This is a genomic window from Bacillus sp. FSL K6-0972 (genome assembly GCF_037976035.1).
Taxonomy (GTDB): Bacteria; Bacillota; Bacilli; order Bacillales; family Bacillaceae; genus Bacillus; species Bacillus haynesii.
Window position 1 is genome coordinate 927,615 of the sequence record NZ_CP150260.1, and the last position, 17,401, is coordinate 945,015.

At 47.9% G+C, this 17,401-nt stretch carries 19 protein-coding genes and 1 pseudogene; 13 read left to right on the forward strand and 7 right to left on the reverse strand.

The genetic code is table 11. From position 1 onward, the window contains the following. Positions 1–156 precede the first annotated feature (156 nt). Positions 157–1,755, forward strand: coding sequence for a glycoside hydrolase 43 family protein (locus tag MKX80_RS04585; protein WP_268342527.1), 1,599 nt, complete (start codon positions 157–159; stop codon positions 1,753–1,755). Next, a complete protein-coding gene (locus MKX80_RS04590; protein WP_268342528.1) occupies positions 1,745–3,292 on the forward strand; it encodes a glycoside hydrolase family 43 protein in 1,548 nt (515 codons plus the stop codon). The genes MKX80_RS04585 and MKX80_RS04590 overlap by 11 nt, the downstream gene beginning before the upstream one ends. Here the strand turns inward: MKX80_RS04590 and MKX80_RS04595 are convergent. Continuing rightward, positions 3,289–4,134: an AraC family transcriptional regulator gene (locus tag MKX80_RS04595; RefSeq protein ID WP_154996890.1), complete on the reverse strand. Its 846-nt coding sequence runs from the start codon at positions 4,132–4,134 to the stop codon at positions 3,289–3,291. The genes MKX80_RS04590 and MKX80_RS04595 overlap by 4 nt on opposite strands. 50 nt (positions 4,135–4,184) lie before the next feature. Here MKX80_RS04595 and MKX80_RS04600 point away from each other — a divergent pair, with 50 nt between their 5' ends. The 7 genes from MKX80_RS04600 to MKX80_RS04630 all read left to right on the forward strand — a co-directional run bounded on the left by MKX80_RS04600 (position 4,185) and on the right by MKX80_RS04630 (position 11,955). Further along, positions 4,185–5,657, forward strand: coding sequence for an extracellular solute-binding protein (locus tag MKX80_RS04600; protein WP_154996892.1), 1,473 nt, complete (start codon positions 4,185–4,187; stop codon positions 5,655–5,657). Positions 5,658–5,786: 129 nt separating this feature from the next. Continuing rightward, positions 5,787–6,380: an NAD(P)H-dependent oxidoreductase gene (locus MKX80_RS04605; RefSeq protein ID WP_268294234.1), complete on the forward strand. Its 594-nt coding sequence runs from the start codon at positions 5,787–5,789 to the stop codon at positions 6,378–6,380. Beyond that, positions 6,377–6,988: an NUDIX hydrolase gene (locus MKX80_RS04610; RefSeq protein WP_154996894.1), complete on the forward strand. Its 612-nt coding sequence runs from the start codon at positions 6,377–6,379 to the stop codon at positions 6,986–6,988. The genes MKX80_RS04605 and MKX80_RS04610 overlap by 4 nt, the downstream gene beginning before the upstream one ends. 14 nt (positions 6,989–7,002) lie before the next feature. Beyond that, positions 7,003–7,533: a YfiT family bacillithiol transferase gene (locus MKX80_RS04615; RefSeq protein ID WP_268294233.1), complete on the forward strand. Its 531-nt coding sequence runs from the start codon at positions 7,003–7,005 to the stop codon at positions 7,531–7,533. A gap of 181 nt (positions 7,534–7,714) precedes the next feature. Continuing rightward, positions 7,715–10,267, forward strand: coding sequence for a bifunctional lysylphosphatidylglycerol flippase/synthetase MprF (gene mprF / locus MKX80_RS04620; protein WP_268342529.1), 2,553 nt, complete (start codon positions 7,715–7,717; stop codon positions 10,265–10,267). A gap of 111 nt (positions 10,268–10,378) precedes the next feature. Then, entirely contained in the window at positions 10,379–11,275 is an 897-nt protein-coding gene (locus tag MKX80_RS04625) for a PhzF family phenazine biosynthesis isomerase (RefSeq protein ID WP_268294232.1), read from the forward strand. Between the two features lie 101 nt (positions 11,276–11,376). Beyond that, positions 11,377–11,955, forward strand: coding sequence for a nitroreductase (locus MKX80_RS04630; protein ID WP_154996902.1), 579 nt, complete (start codon positions 11,377–11,379; stop codon positions 11,953–11,955). Between the two features lie 33 nt (positions 11,956–11,988). On the opposite strand, the gene MKX80_RS04635 is transcribed toward MKX80_RS04630, so the two are convergent. The 4 genes from MKX80_RS04635 to MKX80_RS04650 form a co-directional block, all read right to left on the reverse strand. Next, on the reverse strand, positions 11,989–12,183 hold the full coding sequence (locus MKX80_RS04635) for a YfhD family protein (protein WP_020450618.1): 195 nt from the start codon (positions 12,181–12,183) through the stop codon (positions 11,989–11,991). 68 nt (positions 12,184–12,251) lie between these two features. Continuing rightward, positions 12,252–12,365 (reverse strand): YfhE family protein, encoded by a 114-nt coding sequence (locus MKX80_RS04640; protein WP_154996904.1) that lies wholly within the window; start codon positions 12,363–12,365, stop codon positions 12,252–12,254. Positions 12,366–12,432: 67 nt separating this feature from the next. Then, positions 12,433–12,963, reverse strand: a complete 531-nt coding sequence (locus tag MKX80_RS04645) for a GNAT family N-acetyltransferase (protein WP_182068951.1) — start codon at positions 12,961–12,963, stop codon at positions 12,433–12,435. Positions 12,964–13,229: 266 nt separating this feature from the next. Beyond that, positions 13,230–14,129: a TIGR01777 family oxidoreductase gene (locus MKX80_RS04650; protein WP_268335246.1), complete on the reverse strand. Its 900-nt coding sequence runs from the start codon at positions 14,127–14,129 to the stop codon at positions 13,230–13,232. 68 nt (positions 14,130–14,197) lie between these two features. Here MKX80_RS04650 and recX point away from each other — a divergent pair, with 68 nt between their 5' ends. Together recX and MKX80_RS04660 are read left to right on the forward strand one after the other, a co-directional pair. Further along, the gene (recX, locus tag MKX80_RS04655; protein WP_154996906.1) at positions 14,198–14,989 is read left to right on the forward strand and encodes a recombination regulator RecX; all 792 of its coding nucleotides are present in this window, start codon (positions 14,198–14,200) and stop codon (positions 14,987–14,989) included. Between the two features lie 4 nt (positions 14,990–14,993). After that, positions 14,994–15,308 (forward strand): YfhH family protein, encoded by a 315-nt coding sequence (locus MKX80_RS04660; RefSeq protein ID WP_003179919.1) that lies wholly within the window; start codon positions 14,994–14,996, stop codon positions 15,306–15,308. Between the two features lie 29 nt (positions 15,309–15,337). Here the strand turns inward: MKX80_RS04660 and MKX80_RS04665 are convergent, their stop codons facing one another. Continuing rightward, entirely contained in the window at positions 15,338–15,508 is a 171-nt protein-coding gene (locus MKX80_RS04665; protein ID WP_003179922.1) for a YpzG family protein, read from the reverse strand. Positions 15,509–15,534: 26 nt separating this feature from the next. Then, positions 15,535–15,684, reverse strand: a complete 150-nt coding sequence (locus tag MKX80_RS04670) for a small, acid-soluble spore protein K (protein WP_003179924.1) — start codon at positions 15,682–15,684, stop codon at positions 15,535–15,537. A gap of 131 nt (positions 15,685–15,815) precedes the next feature. Here MKX80_RS04670 and MKX80_RS04675 point away from each other — a divergent pair, with 131 nt between their 5' ends. Both MKX80_RS04675 and MKX80_RS04680 read left to right on the forward strand, forming a co-directional pair. Continuing rightward, entirely contained in the window at positions 15,816–16,085 is a 270-nt protein-coding gene (locus MKX80_RS04675; RefSeq protein WP_154996907.1) for a YfhJ family protein, read from the forward strand. Between the two features lie 26 nt (positions 16,086–16,111). Beyond that, positions 16,112–17,214 (forward strand): annotated as a pseudogene (locus tag MKX80_RS04680) (FAD-dependent oxidoreductase). Positions 17,215–17,401: the final 187 nt, after the last annotated feature.

Consider the following 17,401-nt stretch of genomic DNA (forward strand, 5'->3'; position numbering starts at 1 on the left):
GGTGAAACTTTAGTTTCGCCTTTTTTTTATGCCATTCAATCAAAGGACAACAAAAGCAAAGAATGAGAAAAAACAGACATCAATAACAAAGATTCAGGGGCAGCAGCTATGCTAACATGAAATTGAAAATCTGGAAATGAACAGGGGTGAGAATTGATGGCAAAAAGCCTGACTGGCAAGGCGAAACATCCGCCTGTCTGGAATCCGAACATTGACGGCGGACGGTTTTGCAATCCCGTTCTGTTCATGGACTACTCAGATCCGGATGTCGTTCGGAAAGACAGCGACTTTTTTATGGCGGCCTCAAGTTTTTCCTGTTTTCCCGGAATTCCTATTTTGCACTCGACAGATTTGGTGAATTGGTCTTTGATCAGCCATGTGTTTGACGAGCTCCCCTTCGGCGAATACGAGGCCCCTGCTCACGGAAAAGGAGCATGGGCGCCGAGCATTCGGTACCATAACGGGGAATTCTGGGTGTATTTCGCAACGCCTGATGAAGGAATCTTCATGAGCAAAACATCAGATCCGTTTAAAGGATGGGAGCCTCTCATACACGTCAAAAAGACGAAGGGCTGGATCGATCCTTGTCCATTTTGGGATGACGACGGAAATGCCTATTTGATTCATGCCTACGCAAACAGCAGAATCGGAATCAAGAGCAAGCTGAATCTTTGCCGGATGAAAAAAGACGGAACGGCTTTGGAAGACGATGGAGAGATCGTCTTTGACGGCACGATGAATCACCCTACGATTGAAGGGCCGAAACTGTATAAAAAAGACGGCTATTATTATATCTTTGCCCCGGCCGGAGGGGTGAAGACAGGCTGGCAGACGGTTTTGCGGAGCAAGCAGATTTACGGTCCCTATGAAGACAAGGTTGTCCTCCACCAAGGAAATACGGTCATTAACGGTCCGCACCAGGGAGGCTGGGTTGAACTAGATTCCGAAGAATCATGGTTTATCCACTTTCAAGATTGCGGAGCATTCGGCAGAGTTGTGCACCTTCAACCTGTCCGCTGGATCGACGGCTGGCCGCTGATGGGAGAGGACATAAACGGCGACGGAATCGGTGAACCGGTTTTGCAATGGGAAAAGCCGAAGACGAACGCCAAAGAAAGAAAACAGCCCTTTGACCATGCCAATGATGATTTTTCTTCAGATCGCCTTGCGCTTCATTGGCAATGGGAAGCAAATCCGAAGCAAGAATGGTACTCTCTCAGCGCCAGTCCCGGCAGGCTTCGCTTGTACAGCCGCGGCATCCTGCATCCGTTCAAACTGAGCCGCCTGCCAAACCTTCTGATGCAGAAATTTTCGGGGCCAGGCTTTACAGCAACGGTCAAATTGTCGCTAAACGCCTTATCGGACACTATGCTGGCCGGCTTGACTGTTATGGGAAGGGAATATTCCTATCTCGGCTTTTCGAAATTTGAAAACAGTTATCGGCTTTCTGTATACAAAGGCCGTATGGAAGGTGAACAGGAAGATGTCAAAACAGAAGAGCGCGGCGTACATGCGGAAACGGTCTATTTGCGCGTGACTGTTGATGAACAGGCGCTCTGCCGTTTCAGCTACAGCATGGATCAGCGTCATTTCACACAAATTGGTGATTCGTTTCAGGCTGTTCCCGGGCTGTGGACAGGTGCCAAAACAGGTGTATATTGCACCGATACCGGGGGAGCAGACGGACAGGACGGCTGGTGCGATATCGATTGGTTCAGTGTCGAACCGGCAGGGGGGGAATGCCATGAACAGTGAACACACATATACGAACGCGGTGTTGACCGGTTTTCATCCAGATCCTTCAATCATCAGAGTCGGGGAAGATTATTACATGGTGAACTCAACGTTTCAGTATTTCCCGGCAATCGTTATTTCCCACTCTAAAGATTTAGTCCATTGGAGGATCATCGGCCACGGAATCACGGAAAATGACGGATTGGACCTGTCTGATATCAACGATTCGCACGGCATTTGGGCGCCCGATATCTCGTATCATGACGGAACCTTCTACATTTTCGCGACACACAGGCTGAACGGACCAACCGTCATCAACGGCCGAAAGCTGATCCGCAGGCAGATCATGATCAAGTCGAGCCGCCCTGAAGGCCCTTATTCAAAGCCTGTTTTCATTGATGAAGGCAGCGGCATCGATCCTTCTCACTTCGTTGACGGCGACGGGAAGCACTATATGCTGCTTAGTCCTGCCTGCACGCTCTTTCCTTTAAATGACGAATGCACAGAAGTCTCCGGCGAGCCGGTTCAGATTTGGGAAGGGACCGGCAGAAGAGCGCCAGAAGGGCCGCATTTGCTGAAAAAAGACGGTTATTATTACGCGATATTGGCAGAAGGGGGCACCGGATATTCCCACTCGATCACGACAGCACGCTCAACGCATTTGTACGGTCCTTATGAGCCCTGCCCATATAATCCGATTTTAACGCAGACAGACCCGGATGCTCCGATTCAAAGAGCAGGGCACGGCAAGCTCGTTGAAACCCAGAATGGAGAATGGTGGGCGGTGTATCTATGCGGACGGCCCAATGAGGGAAACTATACAACGGTTGGCAGGGAGACCGCTTTGGATCCCGTCGAATGGAAGGATGACGGCTGGTTTGTCATCAACAGCTTGAACGGCCCGAGCCTGGTTCAGCGCGCTCCAAACCTTCTTCCGGTCAAATGGGAGGAAAAGAATTTCGACGATTTTGACGATGATACGCTCGGTCTTGACTGGCAGTTTGTCAGGAATCCCGATCATTCCGGCTGGTCTTTGACCGAGAGACCGGGATATCTCAGGCTGTGGACAGGTGATTGGGATTTACATGACATCCGTGCAAAAAATACGGTCGTCAGAAGGGAAAAGCACCACCAATACAGCGCCGGCGTGAAACTCGACTTTTCACCTTCGGCGTCCGGAGAGCAAGCGGGGATCGTCTGTTACTATAGCACGAATAATTATTTGAAATGCTGCCTGACCTATGAAGAAGGATTAAAGATCAAGGTCGTGGAAAATCGCTCCGGCTTCCAAAAAACGCTGGGGGAAAAACATGCCGAGGCCGGCCCGCTGTTTTTAAAAGCTGTCATCAATAAGCAAAAGAGGGATTTCTACTACAGTTATGAAGGGAAGCATTGGCATCACGCAGGCGGTACCGATGACGCCCGTTTCTTAAGCGATGAGGGGTCGCGTGATGCAAAGGGACATACGGGAACGATGGTCGGGGTATTCGCCAATAACGGCGGAAGCGGCAGAAAGGCCGCCGCTGATTTTGACTGGTTCCGTTATACGGCATATTAAATGTCTCTGCTTTTTTTCCTGTATTGAAGCGGCGGGATGCCGACGATTTCTTTAAACACTTTATTAAAATGGCTGATATGTTTAAAACCGGTATCTGCGGCGATGTCCAATATTTTCTCGTCTGTATCACGAAGCCGTTTTTTCGCTTCGCGGATTCTGATGTGCCGGATATACTCCTGAAGATGAAAGCCGGTCACTTTTTTAAACACTCTGCTTAAATAGGATGGGCTGATATAAAATTGTCCGGCCAGCCCGTTTAACGTCATCGTTTCTTGAAAGCTGCCATTGATATATGCGGCGATTTCCGAGATTTTTTCATCCATTGGGTGAAGCGGTCGTGTTTGATTGCGTCCGCCGCCCGCAAGGCTCCGGTAAATGGAAAAAAGCAGCTGAAACAGCAGCGCCCTGACGACATCTTCATGTCCTTCTTTTTTCAGCTTGCACTCCTTCTTCATCTCCATCAGCAGATGTTCGACTGCCGCCTGTTCGCGGAGGGAAAATGCGATGAAATTTTGGTTTTCCGGAAACGGAAGCAGCCGATAATGGCTGCACTCAAGCAAAGGTTCAATGAACTCGTGGGAGAAATTAATCAGGATGCGTTCGAACTCTTGAACTTCCGTGCTTGACGTTCGGTGGAGGTCATGGGGGTTGATGATGATCATCGAGCCTTTTTCCGCGGTATAGACGCTTTGGTTAATAAAATACGTGCGTTCTCCGCTGAGCAGATAATACAGTTCATAGCCTTCATGAACATGCGGCGCGTTCATCTCGGTAAATCCTTTTCTCTGCATATATTGAATCGAAAAAGAATGCTCGGCTATGAAATATTTAGGATGGAGCATGTCGGGCATTCCTCCTTGAAAGCGTTTTCTTATCAAGCGGGAGGGATCATATGAAAAAGTTATGTTGCCTGATCTTGATTTTGGTTTTTTCAGCGGGCTGTACTCAGCAAAAGGCGTCAACAGAAGAGGACGGGGCGCTTGAAATCGATTGGCTCGTACCGCTCCATACGCCGCAGCCTCCGAAGGAGAAGGCGCTCGATATCATTGAAGATAAAACGAATACAAAGCTGAAGCTCATCTGGGTTCCGGATTCAACAAAAGAAGAGCGAATCAATACAACGCTTGCAAGCGGAAGCATGCCTAAAGTGATGACATTGCCTGATCTTGAAGATTCAGCGGTTGTCAGCGCGCTGCGGTCGGGAATGTTCTGGGAAATCGGTCCGTATTTAAAAGACTATCCGAATTTAAAAAAACTTGATAAAACCATTTTAAAAAATATCTCGGTTGATGGCAAAGTTTACGGGATTTATAGAGAAAGGCCGATGGCCAGGCAGGGAGTCGTGATTCGGAAAGACTGGCTCGACAATCTCGGATTGGAAATGCCGGAAACCGTTGATGACCTTTACAAAATAGCAAAAGCATTCACAGAACAGGACCCCGATCAAAACGGAAAAGACGACACGATCGGTCTTGCTGACCGCAATGATCTCACCTTCGGAGCGTTTAAAACCCTGGCTTCGTACTTTGGCGCACCGAATGAATGGGGAACGGATGAAGACGGAAATCTGTTCCCTTATTTTAAACATGAGGCCTATAAAGACACAATGGCATATATGAAAAAGCTTTATGAAGAAGGCCTGATGAACCGCGACTTTGCGGTGACAAGCAAAACGCAGCAGCAGGATTTAGTGATTCAGGGAAAAGCGGGAATCTATATCGGCGCGCTGAGCGATGCCATGAACTTGCGTGATCAGGGACTCGCTTTGAACCCCGGCTTTCAGCTTGATATCGCAAACCGGATCAAGGGCCCCGACGGCAAGGAGCGAACATGGGCGATCGGCGGGCATGGCGGGATGTTCGCCATTTCGAAATCAAGCGTCAAGACTGAAGAAGAGGTCAAAAAAATCCTCGCGTTTTTTGACAGAATCGCAGAAGAAGACCTCAACAATTTAATGTTGTATGGAATAGAAGGCGTACACTATGAAAAGAAAGGCGAAAGCGGCTATTTTCGAAAACAGGAAAACTACCATCTGTGGGAAGCGGAAATTCAGCCGTTAAACCAGCTGATCGGTATCAATAAACAAGCTTTAAAAAGCGCTGAAGATCCGCTCCGCGCCAAAAATGAAAAGCTTGAGGAGGACAACCGGGCAATCGCAGTCCAGAATCCGGCCGAACCGCTGTATTCTGCCGCACAGATGGACAGGGGAACAGAATTGAAGAAAATCATGGATGATGCCACATTCAAATTTATTCTCGGGGAAATCAATGAAACAAGCTTTGATCAAGCAGTCGTGAAATGGGAGAAGCATGGCGGCGGAACGATCATGAAAGAACTGAATGAAGATCTGAAAAAGGCAAACTAAACAGAAAACCCTTTCCGGCTTTTCAAAAGGAAAGGGTTTTTCATATCATGTTCGATCCAAGTTCATTTTCTTTAAATTCTGCAAAATAAACAATATAATTCCATCAAAGGACGAAAAGGAGGGAGCGATATGCAGACTGCCGTTATATATGCACACCCAAATCCAAACAGTTTCAACGGAGCCATTTTAAATCAAGTCATAAAGGCGCTTGAGGACGGTAAGCATTCTTATGATGTCATTGATTTGTACAAAGACCGGTTTGATCCCATTCTTTTATTTGATGAAAAGAAAAGGCGTTCTGATATGAAGCACGACCCGGAAACCGCCGAATACCGAAGAATTGTCAAAAACGCCGACCATCTGATTTTCATTTATCCGCTTTGGTGGGGCGGAATGCCGGCGATCATGAAAGGATTTATTGACCGCGTTTTTGCCGCCGGAGAAGCCTATACATATCAAGGAAAGCTGCCAAAAGGCCTGCTGAAGGCGCGAACAGCATCGGTTTACTATACGGCTGATGCTCCGTCATGGTATTTGCGGTTTTGGCGGCGGGATGCCGACTGGGTCACGGTTAAAGATGTGATGTTGAAGTTTTGCGGCGTACGGCGGGTAAGGCGACTGCTGTTTGCCGGCGTGAAAGACAGCTCTGAAGAAAAACGCACGCAATGGCTTGACCGTGTCTACCGGTCTATAGCTCCTGCAGATCGGGGGATCAGCGAATGACAAAGGATGTGAAATGGCTGGATTGGGCAAAGGAAATTCAAGCCATCGCCCAGGCGGGGCTTGCCTATACAAAAGATGACTTTGATCGTGAACGTTTTGAGCGGCTTCGCGAGCTGAGCTGCGAAATCATTGCCGATTATGCGGAAACCGATTTCTCAAAAGTGAAAGAGCTTTTTGCCGGAGAATCCGGCTATCAAACGCCTAAAGTCGATGTGAGAGCCGTGATTTTTAAAGATCATAAGCTCCTCCTTGTCCAGGAAAAAGCTGACGGTAAATGGGCGCTGCCAGGCGGATGGGCAGACATCGGCTTTACACCGAAAGAAATCGCGGTTAAAGAAACGCTTGAAGAGACAGGTTTGAAGGTCAAGGCGCAAAAACTTTTGGCGGTCATGGATAAAAAGCGCCACAACCATCCTCCTTCCGCCTTCCACATCTATAAACTGTTTATTGCCTGTCAAATTGTCGGAGGCAAGGCGGAAGCGGGGACAGAAACGCAAAACCTTGGTTTTTTCTCATTGGAGAATCTGCCTGAATTATCGGAAGCAAGGAATACCTATGAACAGATCGAATACCTTTTTGGAAAGCATGATGAAGTGTATTGCGACTAGGGGAGGAACAGACAATGGATCAGTTGAAATATCCGATCGGTACCTTTTCCAAACCGCTTGAAGCGGACGAAAGTGAACAGGAAAAATGGATCGGGGACCTGAAGCAAGCGCCGCATCTCCTGAGAAGCGCGGTGGCGGGACTAAATGAAGAACAGCTTGATACGGCGTACCGGACCGGAGGCTGGACTGTCCGGCAAGTCGTTCACCATCTCGCCGACAGCCATATGAACGGCTATATTCGAAGCAAGTTGGCGCTGACAGAGGAGGCGCCTTTGATTCGCACGTTTGACGAACAGAATTGGGCCGGACTTGCCGATGCCAGAACGCTCGATCCGGATTTGTCGCTGGCGCTTTTGAACACGCTGCATCTGCGCTGGGCCGCTCTTTTTGAATCTTTGACAGAAACGGATTTTGAAAAAGCGTACGTTTATCCTGACACAGGAGATGAAATGAAGCTGTATCAAGCGCTCGCTCTCTATGTGTGGCACTCACACCACCATATTGCCCATATTACTGCACTTCGAAAAAGAATGGGTTGGAACTGAAAAAAACGCGCCTCGGCGCGTTTTTTGTTTACCGTTTGTTTTCAGAGGGGATTGTTAACACTAACATAACAGCGGAATCGTTGGTTTTTGCTTTTTCTAGCCGGTAAATTAAGGTAAGATATATGAGTTATCACCCAAAACGTGATGGATGTATCCTGTGATTAGAGAGAAGTGGTTTTTCATGAAAAAAAATGCGCTGGGGATTTTAAGGATCGTGTTTCCGGCGGCTGTTCTTTTGTTCGTCTTTTTTCAAGCGAAAAAAGAACTGGCCGGGCTGTCTTTTAAAGAAACATTTTTGATTATCGATCAAATTAATCGGGTTGACTTGTTTATCCTAGTTTTTCTCGGACTTGCCGCCATTTTGGCGATGACATTATACGATTTTGTTCTGGTCCGCTCCCTCGGAATGAAGGTTTCGAAATGGAAAACGATCAAGGTGTCATGGATCGCCAACTCACTTAACAATGTTCTCGGGTTCGGTGGATTGTCAGGTGCAGGATTGAGAACGATCCTTTACAAAGAGCATGTTGATGATGTGAAGAAGCTGATCAGGGGGATCGCTTGGCTTGCGTCTTCGATTCTTCTCGGGCTGTCTGTCCTCAGCCTTCTCGTCCTTGCCGGGTTTCTGCCTGCCGGGGATCTGTTTACAGAAAAAACGTGGGTGCTGCTGGCTGTTACCGGTATGGCAATGATCGCTCCAGGTGCGGCCGTCATTTTAATGATCAAAAAGAAGAGAAGCGCAGGAGCCGAAAACGGCATGCGGCTTTCGGTCTTCTTTTCTTATTTGGGGGCATCGGTGATCGAGTGGTTTGCCGCTGCAGCGGTTATGTATTATTCCCTTGTGACGATGGGCGTTGAATTGGACACAAAAACCGTCATCGGCGTTTTTACGATTGCATCTGTAGCCGGAATGATCAGTCTCGTTCCAGGCGGATTCGGTTCGTTCGACCTGCTTTTTTTGGTCGGGATGAGCCAGCTAGGTGTTGATCAGGAAATCACTCTGACGGCGGTTGTGCTCTACCGGATCGCCTATTCGTTTATCCCTTTTGTGTTCGGTCTTATTTTTGCAGCAGCCGATTTGACTGGGAATACGATGAAGAAGCTCGAAGAAAAGCCGATTATTGCCCCGGCAATAGAAACGACCAATATTCTGTTGATTTTACACAGAGCGCTGCTATTCAGACTGTTGAACGGCTCGCTTTCAGTCATCGCGTTTTGCAGCGGAGCGATTGTGATCGCATCTGTGGCACTGCCGATTGACAGGATTACATTGATACCGAATATTCCGAAGTATATGCTCGTGTTTTTTAACGGCGTGTCCCTCAGTTTCGGCTTGATTTTGCTGATCCTGCCGCTGGAGCTTTATCGGAGGACAAAGAGATCTTATTATATGACGCTGACCGCTTTAGCGTTTGCCTTTCTGTTCACGCTTTTTAAAGGCTTTAATATTAGCGCGGTTTTCATGATTCCTGTGGTGTTTGCCCTGTTTGTCTTGCTGAGGGGGCAGTTTACAAGAGAGCGGGCTGTCTACACATTCGGGCAAATCGCATGGGGAACTTTTATCTTTCTCTTTACTTTGTTGAATTACAATATTATCGCTTCAAACATTTGGGAGGCGCTCGGCCATATTCTCGTAAAAGATTATTTCATTCACAGTGAACGCCATGTCGACTTCGCGACGTTTTTTGCTTTATTTTTCGTTCCGCTGTATTTCGCTGTTTTCATCTGGGCGTTTAACAGGAAAACGAAAGAGATCGGTGAAGAGCCTGATCCGGAGAAACTGGAGGTATTCCTAGAAGAAAAAGGCGGCAACGCTTTGAGCCATTTAGGCTTTTTGGGGGACAAGCGGTTTTTTTATTCAAGCGACGGGAATGCGCTGATTCAATTCGCCAAAGTCGGCCAGCGCCTCGTTGTGCTCGGCGACCCGTCCGGCCGGGAAGACTCGTTTCCACTCGTGATCAAAGAATTCCTCCATGCGGCTGACCAAAAAGGGTATCTTGTCATTTTCTATCAGATCGAACGAGAAGACATGGCGCTCTATCATGATTTCGGATACCGCTTTTTCAAGCTTGGAGAAGAGGCGATTGTCGACCTTGACACCTTTACAATCAGCGGAAAAAAGCGGGCCGGATTAAGGGCGATTTACAACCGTTTTGAACGGGAAGGGTATACATTCCATGTCGAACAGCCGCCGTTTTCGAGAGAATTCCTCAATGAGTTGAGGCAGGTATCTGATGAATGGCTTGGCCGCAAAAAAGAAAAAGGCTTTTCGCTCGGGTTTTTTCAAGAAGATTATTTGCAAAAAGCGCCGATTGCCGTTTTAAAAAGCGAAGAAGGCGAGATTGTCGCGTTTATGAATATCATGCCGATGTACCGCGAAGGGGAAATATCCATCGATCTGATGCGCTATTCGAAGAAAGCGCCAAAAGGAATCATGGATGCACTATTCATCTATTTATTTCAATGGGGAAAAGAACAGGGCTACACGGCCTTCAATATGGGAATGGCCCCTTTATCGAATGTAGGGACATCGTTTCAGTCGTTCTGGACGGAGCGATTAGCCGCCGTGATTTTCAACAATGTCAGCTACATGTACAGTTTCAGCGGACTGCGGTCTTTTAAAGAAAAATATAAACCGGTTTGGCGGGGAAAATATTTAGCCTATCGGAAAAACCGATCTCTCCCAGTAACGATGATCCTTGTGACAAGGCTGATCGGAAGGAGAACAAAGTGAGACCGTTTTTTAAAACGGTCTTTTTTAGATTGCCATTGTAAGAAGCACTGAAAGGCGGTATACTGCAAATGATTGGAAGGGAAGGACCGAATCGACAAATGGGGGATCAAAATGAAGCAAATTGAAGTATTAAGATATGACGCATTCTCAAAGACGGCGGGTCAGGGAAATCCGGCGGGCATCGTGCTTCAAGCAGACGGATTGACCGATCGCGAGATGCAGAAGATCGCTGAACGGGCAGGCTATAACGAAACGGCTTTTCTCCTGCCGAGTGAGTCGGCCGACATAAGGATCCGCTACTTTACGCCGGGCCATGAAATGAATCTATGCGGACATGCGACTGTTGCTTCTCTTTATGCGCTTCTGGAAAAAGGCGAGATCGAAGCCGGGGCGGAGTTGAAGGTCGAAACAAAAGCGGGCGTTCTTTCCGTGTATACCGCCTCTGATGACAATCGGCGGTTTTTGGTGACGTTGGAGCAGGCGCCGCCGTGTTTTCAGCCTTTCACTGGAAGCAGAAGCCAACTGGCGGAAGCGCTAGGGATCAGCGAAGCGGACTTTCATGAAGCATTGCCCATTGTTTACGGAAGCACAGGGATATGGACATTGCTTGTGCCGGTGAGAGACTTGGCCGCGATCCGCAGGATGAAGCCCGTTCAAGCTGAATTCCCCAACGTTTTAACCGAGATGCCGCGGGCGTCTGTCCATCCGTTTTGCCTGGAGACGATCCATCGGGATTGTCAGCTTCACGGCAGGCATTTTTCATCGCCTTATTCCGGAACGAGTGAAGATCCTGTCACAGGAACGGCATCAGGAGTGATGGGCGCTTATATGAAAACGTACGGAAAGGAATTCTGTGAAGAGGACCGGACTGATTTTCTGATTGAACAGGGCCAGGAAATCGGAAAAGACGGGAAAGTGAAAATCGAAGTTGCGGAACAAAACGGCATCATGAAAGTGCGTATGACAGGAACCGCTGTGTTTGCTGAAAAGCAAAGCTTTGAGGTGTAAAACAGGTACCGCCTTTTTTAACGAGTGATGATCATTGCAAACACAAGCGGTAAACATTATAATCAACAATGATAATCATTTTCATTTAAGGGGGCGGCCACATGAACGACACGCTGGAAATTCAAAGTATCCGAGATTGCGTCAGAAATAGAAGAACGATTCGAAAGTTTAAACAGGATCCGGTGCCGAAAGAAGTGGTGCTGGAACTCTTGGAAGATGCGGTTTATGCTCCGAACCACAAGCTGACAGAACCGTGGCGGTTCATTTATATCGGGACGGAAAGCGGGAAAAAGAAGCATGCCGACAATTTAAAAGCGGCGTTTAAAGAGCTCAAGCCGAATATGCAGGAAGAACAAATCAATAAGTTCAGGGAGCATATTCTCAGCGTTCCGGCTTTTCTCTTCGTTATTATGAAAGAAGACGAAAACGAACGGGTCAGACGAGATGATTTTGCAGCCGTCAGCTGTTTGATCCAGAATCTGCAGCTGCTTGCTTGGGAAAAAGGCATCGGCATGGTATGGAAGAGCGGGGAAGTTCTCTCTCATGAAACATTGCACAGGTTAATGGGACTGAAGCGCGATGAGCGGGTAGCAGCTCTCTTGCAGATCGGATATCCTGCGGAAATTCCTGAAGCGAAGCACAGGACCCCGGCCGCACAGCTTTTTACTGAATTAACTTAAAGAATGAGGCCCAGGAAACCTGGGCCTCGATTATTATTTTGACTGCCGCTTTTCCGCGCGCTTATCAGCTGCCTGCATGCGGGCTTGTGCTTCGCGGTCATCCTGATCGGCGAGTTCTGCAGAATATTCTTCGTACACTCCGTCAGCTTCTCTTTTATACTGATCAGGAACTTGAGGGAGTTTTTGCTTGTTTTTGTCACGGTTTTTGTGGATTGCATTTCTGCCCATATGATCACTCCTCATCAATAATCGGCCTGTCAAGCCTTATTGTTCGCTGATCAGGCTCCCGCTATGCATTACGATTTTTCCCTTGCGGCGCGCTCAGCCCTTTTAAATTCGCGCGAATATCTGACTTCCTGCGTCTTGTTCAGAGAGGATTTAAAACGCTCCCGTTTTTTCTTGTCAGCCATCTTTTCAAGCCTCCTAAAAACCTCAGTTATTCACAGGCTGTCCGTTTCAGCGGCATTTATACAAGTATTAAGCTTCTTTTAACCGGTGGTTTTCCTCCTCGAATGTTCTCATGCTGTACAGCGTGTACAAATCTTTCGGGATTTCATACAGGTGAAATGTGTCGCTGCCGATCCAGTCAAGATCAGACTTGACGGCATATGGGAGCTTTTCAGCTGCTTTGAGGGAGCGCATATTTGTTTTTCTGATTTTCATAAAAACGGCTTCGATTTGTTTTTCATAAAAAAGCTCGCAAAAAAACGCGTCTTTCGCCCGCTGGTTAAAGCCTTTTCCATGGTAAGGTTTGCCGAGCCACGTGCCAAGGAAGCCTTTTTGATCTTCGATTTCATACAAGCTGATGCAGCCGATCGGGTTTTCCCATTCATCAAGTATTGTTCGCGATATCAGCTTTCCCTGTTCTTCCTCTTCGATCATGTTTTTGACATGAAACATATACTCTTCAATCGTCTCCGCTTTATTTCTGACAAAAGGGAAGACATCCGGATGAATCATCAGTTCAAAAAGTGCATAGCAGTCGGTCAGTTCCCGTTTCTTCAGCATGGCAGCCCCTCCTTAGTTTGAGGGCGGCTTTTACAGCAGAACGGGACGCGTGAATCCACCCTCGGAATTTTTTAATTAGCGGAAACAGTTGTCCGCGTATCTTGCACATCCATTAAAAAATTCGGGGTGGGAATCGAACCCACTAAAACCAGAGATCTGGTGGCGCACCATTTGCCTTCCCTGTACGTGTATGCTGCTAAAAAGATACTTACATTTTACGCGGCTGGGAAAGGAAAAGCTACAAGGCTTTCGCTGGAAAACGCCTTCTATGTCAAAAGGTTATGCAGGGCATCTTCCAGATCGGGATATAAGAAATGATAGCCGTTCTGAAGCGCTTTTTTCGGGAGGACGCGCTGTCCTTTCAGCACGAGCATGCTCATTTCTCCGAGGACGCCTTTTATCACAAATTCGGGCACCGGGAGCCAGTGGGGGCGTTTTTCTACTTTCGCGACGGTTTGTCCGAATGTGTCCATCTGAACGGGATTCGGTGCCGTGACATTAACGGGGCCGGACATCCGCGACTGCTCAATCGCTGATAAAATCATGCCGACGGCGTCTTCGATATGAACCCACGGCACCCATTGCTGCCCTGAGCCAATGCGTCCACCTGCAAATAATTGATAAGGGAGCGCCATTTTCGGGAGCGCGCCTCCGTCCTTTCCGAGCACCATGCCAAAACGCATCCAGACGGTGCGGGTGCCCAGCGCTTCGATTGGTTCGGCTGCTTTTTCCCACGAAGCTGTCGTTCTGCTTAAAAAATCCTCAGCTGAGGCGGGGGATTCCTCTGTGAATGTCTGTTCAAGACTGGTTCCGTAAATTCCGACTGCGCTCGCCTGAATGAGGGTGTTCGGCTTCTTTTGAAGACTTTGTATGATGCGGGCGGACTCCTGCACGGAGCGGAGGCGGCTTGTCGCGATCCCCTCCTTAGTTTTTTCATTCCAACGGCCGAAAAGCGATTTTCCGGCCAAATTGATCCAAACATCGATATCGGTCAGCTCTGTTTCAGGGCGGGCGCCGTTTTTTTGCCAGAGAACGTAAGAAATGTTTTTTTGTTCGGTTTCAGCCGGTTTTCTTGTTAAAATATAGACGTGATGTCCCCGGGCGGTTAAGGCGTTTGTCAAATGCCTGCCGATAAAACCTGTCCCGCCGGCAATCGCAATCTTCATCATGATTCCTCCCTTTCATGATCATTAACCTTATTGTAAAAGAAGAAAACAAAAGAAGGGAGTTATTTATGCCATATATTACAAAGATTTCTGCCCAGAAAAACAATGAAGAGCGGGTCAATATTTTTCTGGATGAAAAATATGCGTTCAGCGTCGACCTGGACGTGCTCGTCAAGTTTGACCTGCGAAAAGGCAAAGAGCTTGATGAGCTTGATATCATCGAGATTCAGTACGGAGACGATGTTAAAAAAGGGTTCAAAAAAGCGCTCGATTATTTGTCATACCGGATGCGCTCGACAAAGGAAGTCAAAGACCATCTCAAGAAAAAAGGCGTCGCAGACTCCGCAATTACAGAAATTCTGCATATGCTTAACAGTTATAAATATTTGGACGACCGCGAATTTGCGGCTGCATATGTCAGCACCCATAGAAAAACGAGCGGTAAAGGCCCCGATGTCCTATTCAGAGAGCTCAAATTGAAAGGGATCGATGATGAACTGATTCAGGAAGCGCTCAGTTCGTTTTCGTTTTCCGATCAGGTCGAGGCCGCGGTCAAGCATGCGGAAAAAGTGCTGAAAAAAGAAAAAAAGCTGTCCTCTAAAGAGACGAAGCAGGCCATCGAACAGCACCTTGTCAGAAAGGGATTCTCCTTCGATGTCATCTCGGTCGCGCTTCAGGAAACGGATTACGAAAACGACGACAGCGCTGAAAGAGAAGCGCTTGAGAAGCATGGGGAAAAAGCGATGAAGAGGTACGGTTATGACGGATCATACGAAACGAAAATGAAGGTCAAACAGTATCTGTTCAGAAAAGGATTTTCAATCGACTTGATTGACCAATTTTTAGATGAAAAGGGATGAGAATATGGAGAAAAGATACAGTGAAATGACTGCACACGAATTGCACCAGGAAATCGCGGGTCTGACTGAAAAGGCAAGAAAAGCAGAACAAATGGGGATTGTGAATGAGCTGGCCGTCCACGAACGGAAAATCGCGATGGCGAAGGCATACCTTCTTGATCCGGCCGATTTTAAAGCAGGCAATGTATACGAAATTGAAGATGGGGGCGACGATTTCCATATCCGCTATTTAAACGGCGTCTTCGCCTGGGGATACCGTCTTTCGTCACCGGATCATGAAGAGGCTCTGCCGATTTCTTTATTAAAAGAAAAGGGCTAAGACAAAAGCTTAAACCCTTTTCATAAATGTTATCTTGTCCGGATGCGCGTGTTGCGCTGGAGAATGATGAGGTCCTGAGTCTGCTGCGTTTCTCCGTTCACCTGTGCGCGCGCATGCTTTGTGTTTGCCCATGGCTGCGGATAGTTTTGCGTTTTCATCTGGTTAAAATCGTTTGTATACGGTTTGCGATTTGCACACAAAAGAAATCACTCCATCCCAGAAAAGTTTAGCGTTTGCCGGAAGCCCTCATTCTTTCTTGCGGATGAGTATTCGTGCTTCCGTCAGGGCGCTTTGAAGCAAAATCATCTTTGGCCCGGGGCTCGCCTTCAAATTTATTGTTGTTCATGTTCGGAAAGCCTCTTGATTTATTTCGCATCTCTTTTTAGGCTCCTCCAATCAAGTCCATAATGTTTGCGTCTTCGGTTCGGAAGACGTAAGGTTAGTATATGAAAAGGACGACGTTTTCAAAAAGAAAGTTTTTTCCTTAGGGAAAGGGGGAAAAGCCAAGTGGAAGAGTACTTTGAAAAGCTGACAAATGCGCTTCTTGAAAAAAATCATATGCTGAGTTACGCACAAGCCAGAACATGGGTTGAACTGCTGTGGGGGGATTTCGAGGCGACATTTGCAAAGGCCGGCCACCCGTACAGAGGAAAAGAGCTGACAGAGCGTGTCGTCAAAGAGTGGATTGAGCACTATGGCAGCAGGTTGCATTTATTTCAAAATGATAAGCCTTCTTACCAGGATCTGTTCTCAGGAGACCGCGGGCTGCTTCATTAAGCATTTCTTTAGAAAGGAATGATGGCATGAAAGCGATTGTCATTGGTTCTGGGATTGCCGGTGCTAGCGCCGCATATCATCTTGCGAAAAAAGGAGCCCGGGTTCTGGTGGCAGATGAAGGGCGTGAAGGCCAGGCGACAAAGGCCGGAGCGGGAATCGTCTGCCCGTGGTTTTCTTCCAGAAGCGAAGACTGGTACCGCCTGGCATTGGCGGGCGCCTCGTATTATCCTTCGCTTGTTTCTCAACTGGAAGAGGACGGGGAGGCCGATCTGGGATACGCTAAAATAGGCGCGCTCCGCGTCAGCACCAATCGTGAAGCACTCGATCAAATAGAAAGAAAATTAAGAGACCTTACGCGCCGCGAGGCAGAAGCCGGTCAAATCGCCCGGTTAACGAACGCTGAGGCAAGAAAGCTTTTTCCTCCGCTTGCAGAAGGGCTGGAAGCCGTCTATGCAGAGAGCGGAGCCAGAGTCGACGGCCATTTGCTTCGAAACGCTCTCCTCCGGGCTGCAGAAAAACATGGAGCCGTTATGAGGAATGGGAAAGCGAAGCTGTCATGCGAAAACGGCCGGTTGACAGGTGTTCATGTGGACGACAGTTTTTTTCCGGCCGACAAGGTGATATTGGCAGCCGGCGCCTGGGCCAATGAATTGCTAGGGCCGTTGGGGTAAAGCTGCCTTTGGAACCACAGCGCGGTCAGATCGCGCATTTAAAGCTGCCCGGTGAAAATACGGACAGCTGGCCGGTCATACTGCCTGATACTGACCATTACATTGTGTCATTTGCCGATTCTCGGGTCGTCGCAGGAGCGACAAGGGAAACGGGCTCAGGATTCGACTGCAGAATAACGGCGGGAGGTTTGCATGAAGTCCTGCAGGAAGCACTGTCTGCAGCGCCTGGTCTGCATCATGCAACAGTCGGAGAAGTCAGAGTCGGTTTTCGCCCGATGACAAAGGACTTGCTCCCTTTGCTCGGACATATCAAGGGAACAGATTTGATTGCGGCTGCGGGCTTTGGTCCCTCCGGTTTAACAATCGGTCCTTATGCAGGTTCTCTTGCGGCTTCTTTGGCTTTTGGAGAAGAGCCGGGCTTGAATTTGGAAAAATATGATCCAACGCGAAAAATGTAGTAATATGGAAAAACCATTATGATATCCTGTTTGATCCTAAAGCAATATCATTTTTTTACCACTTGTTCATAGATGTCTGATATAATGACAAAATAATCTTGTAGAAAATAGTACAGCATGCCCACAGTTTTCCTTTTGTTGTGTGGGAAGCGGCTAGATGCAAGTATCCTGCCAAACGGATGCCGGA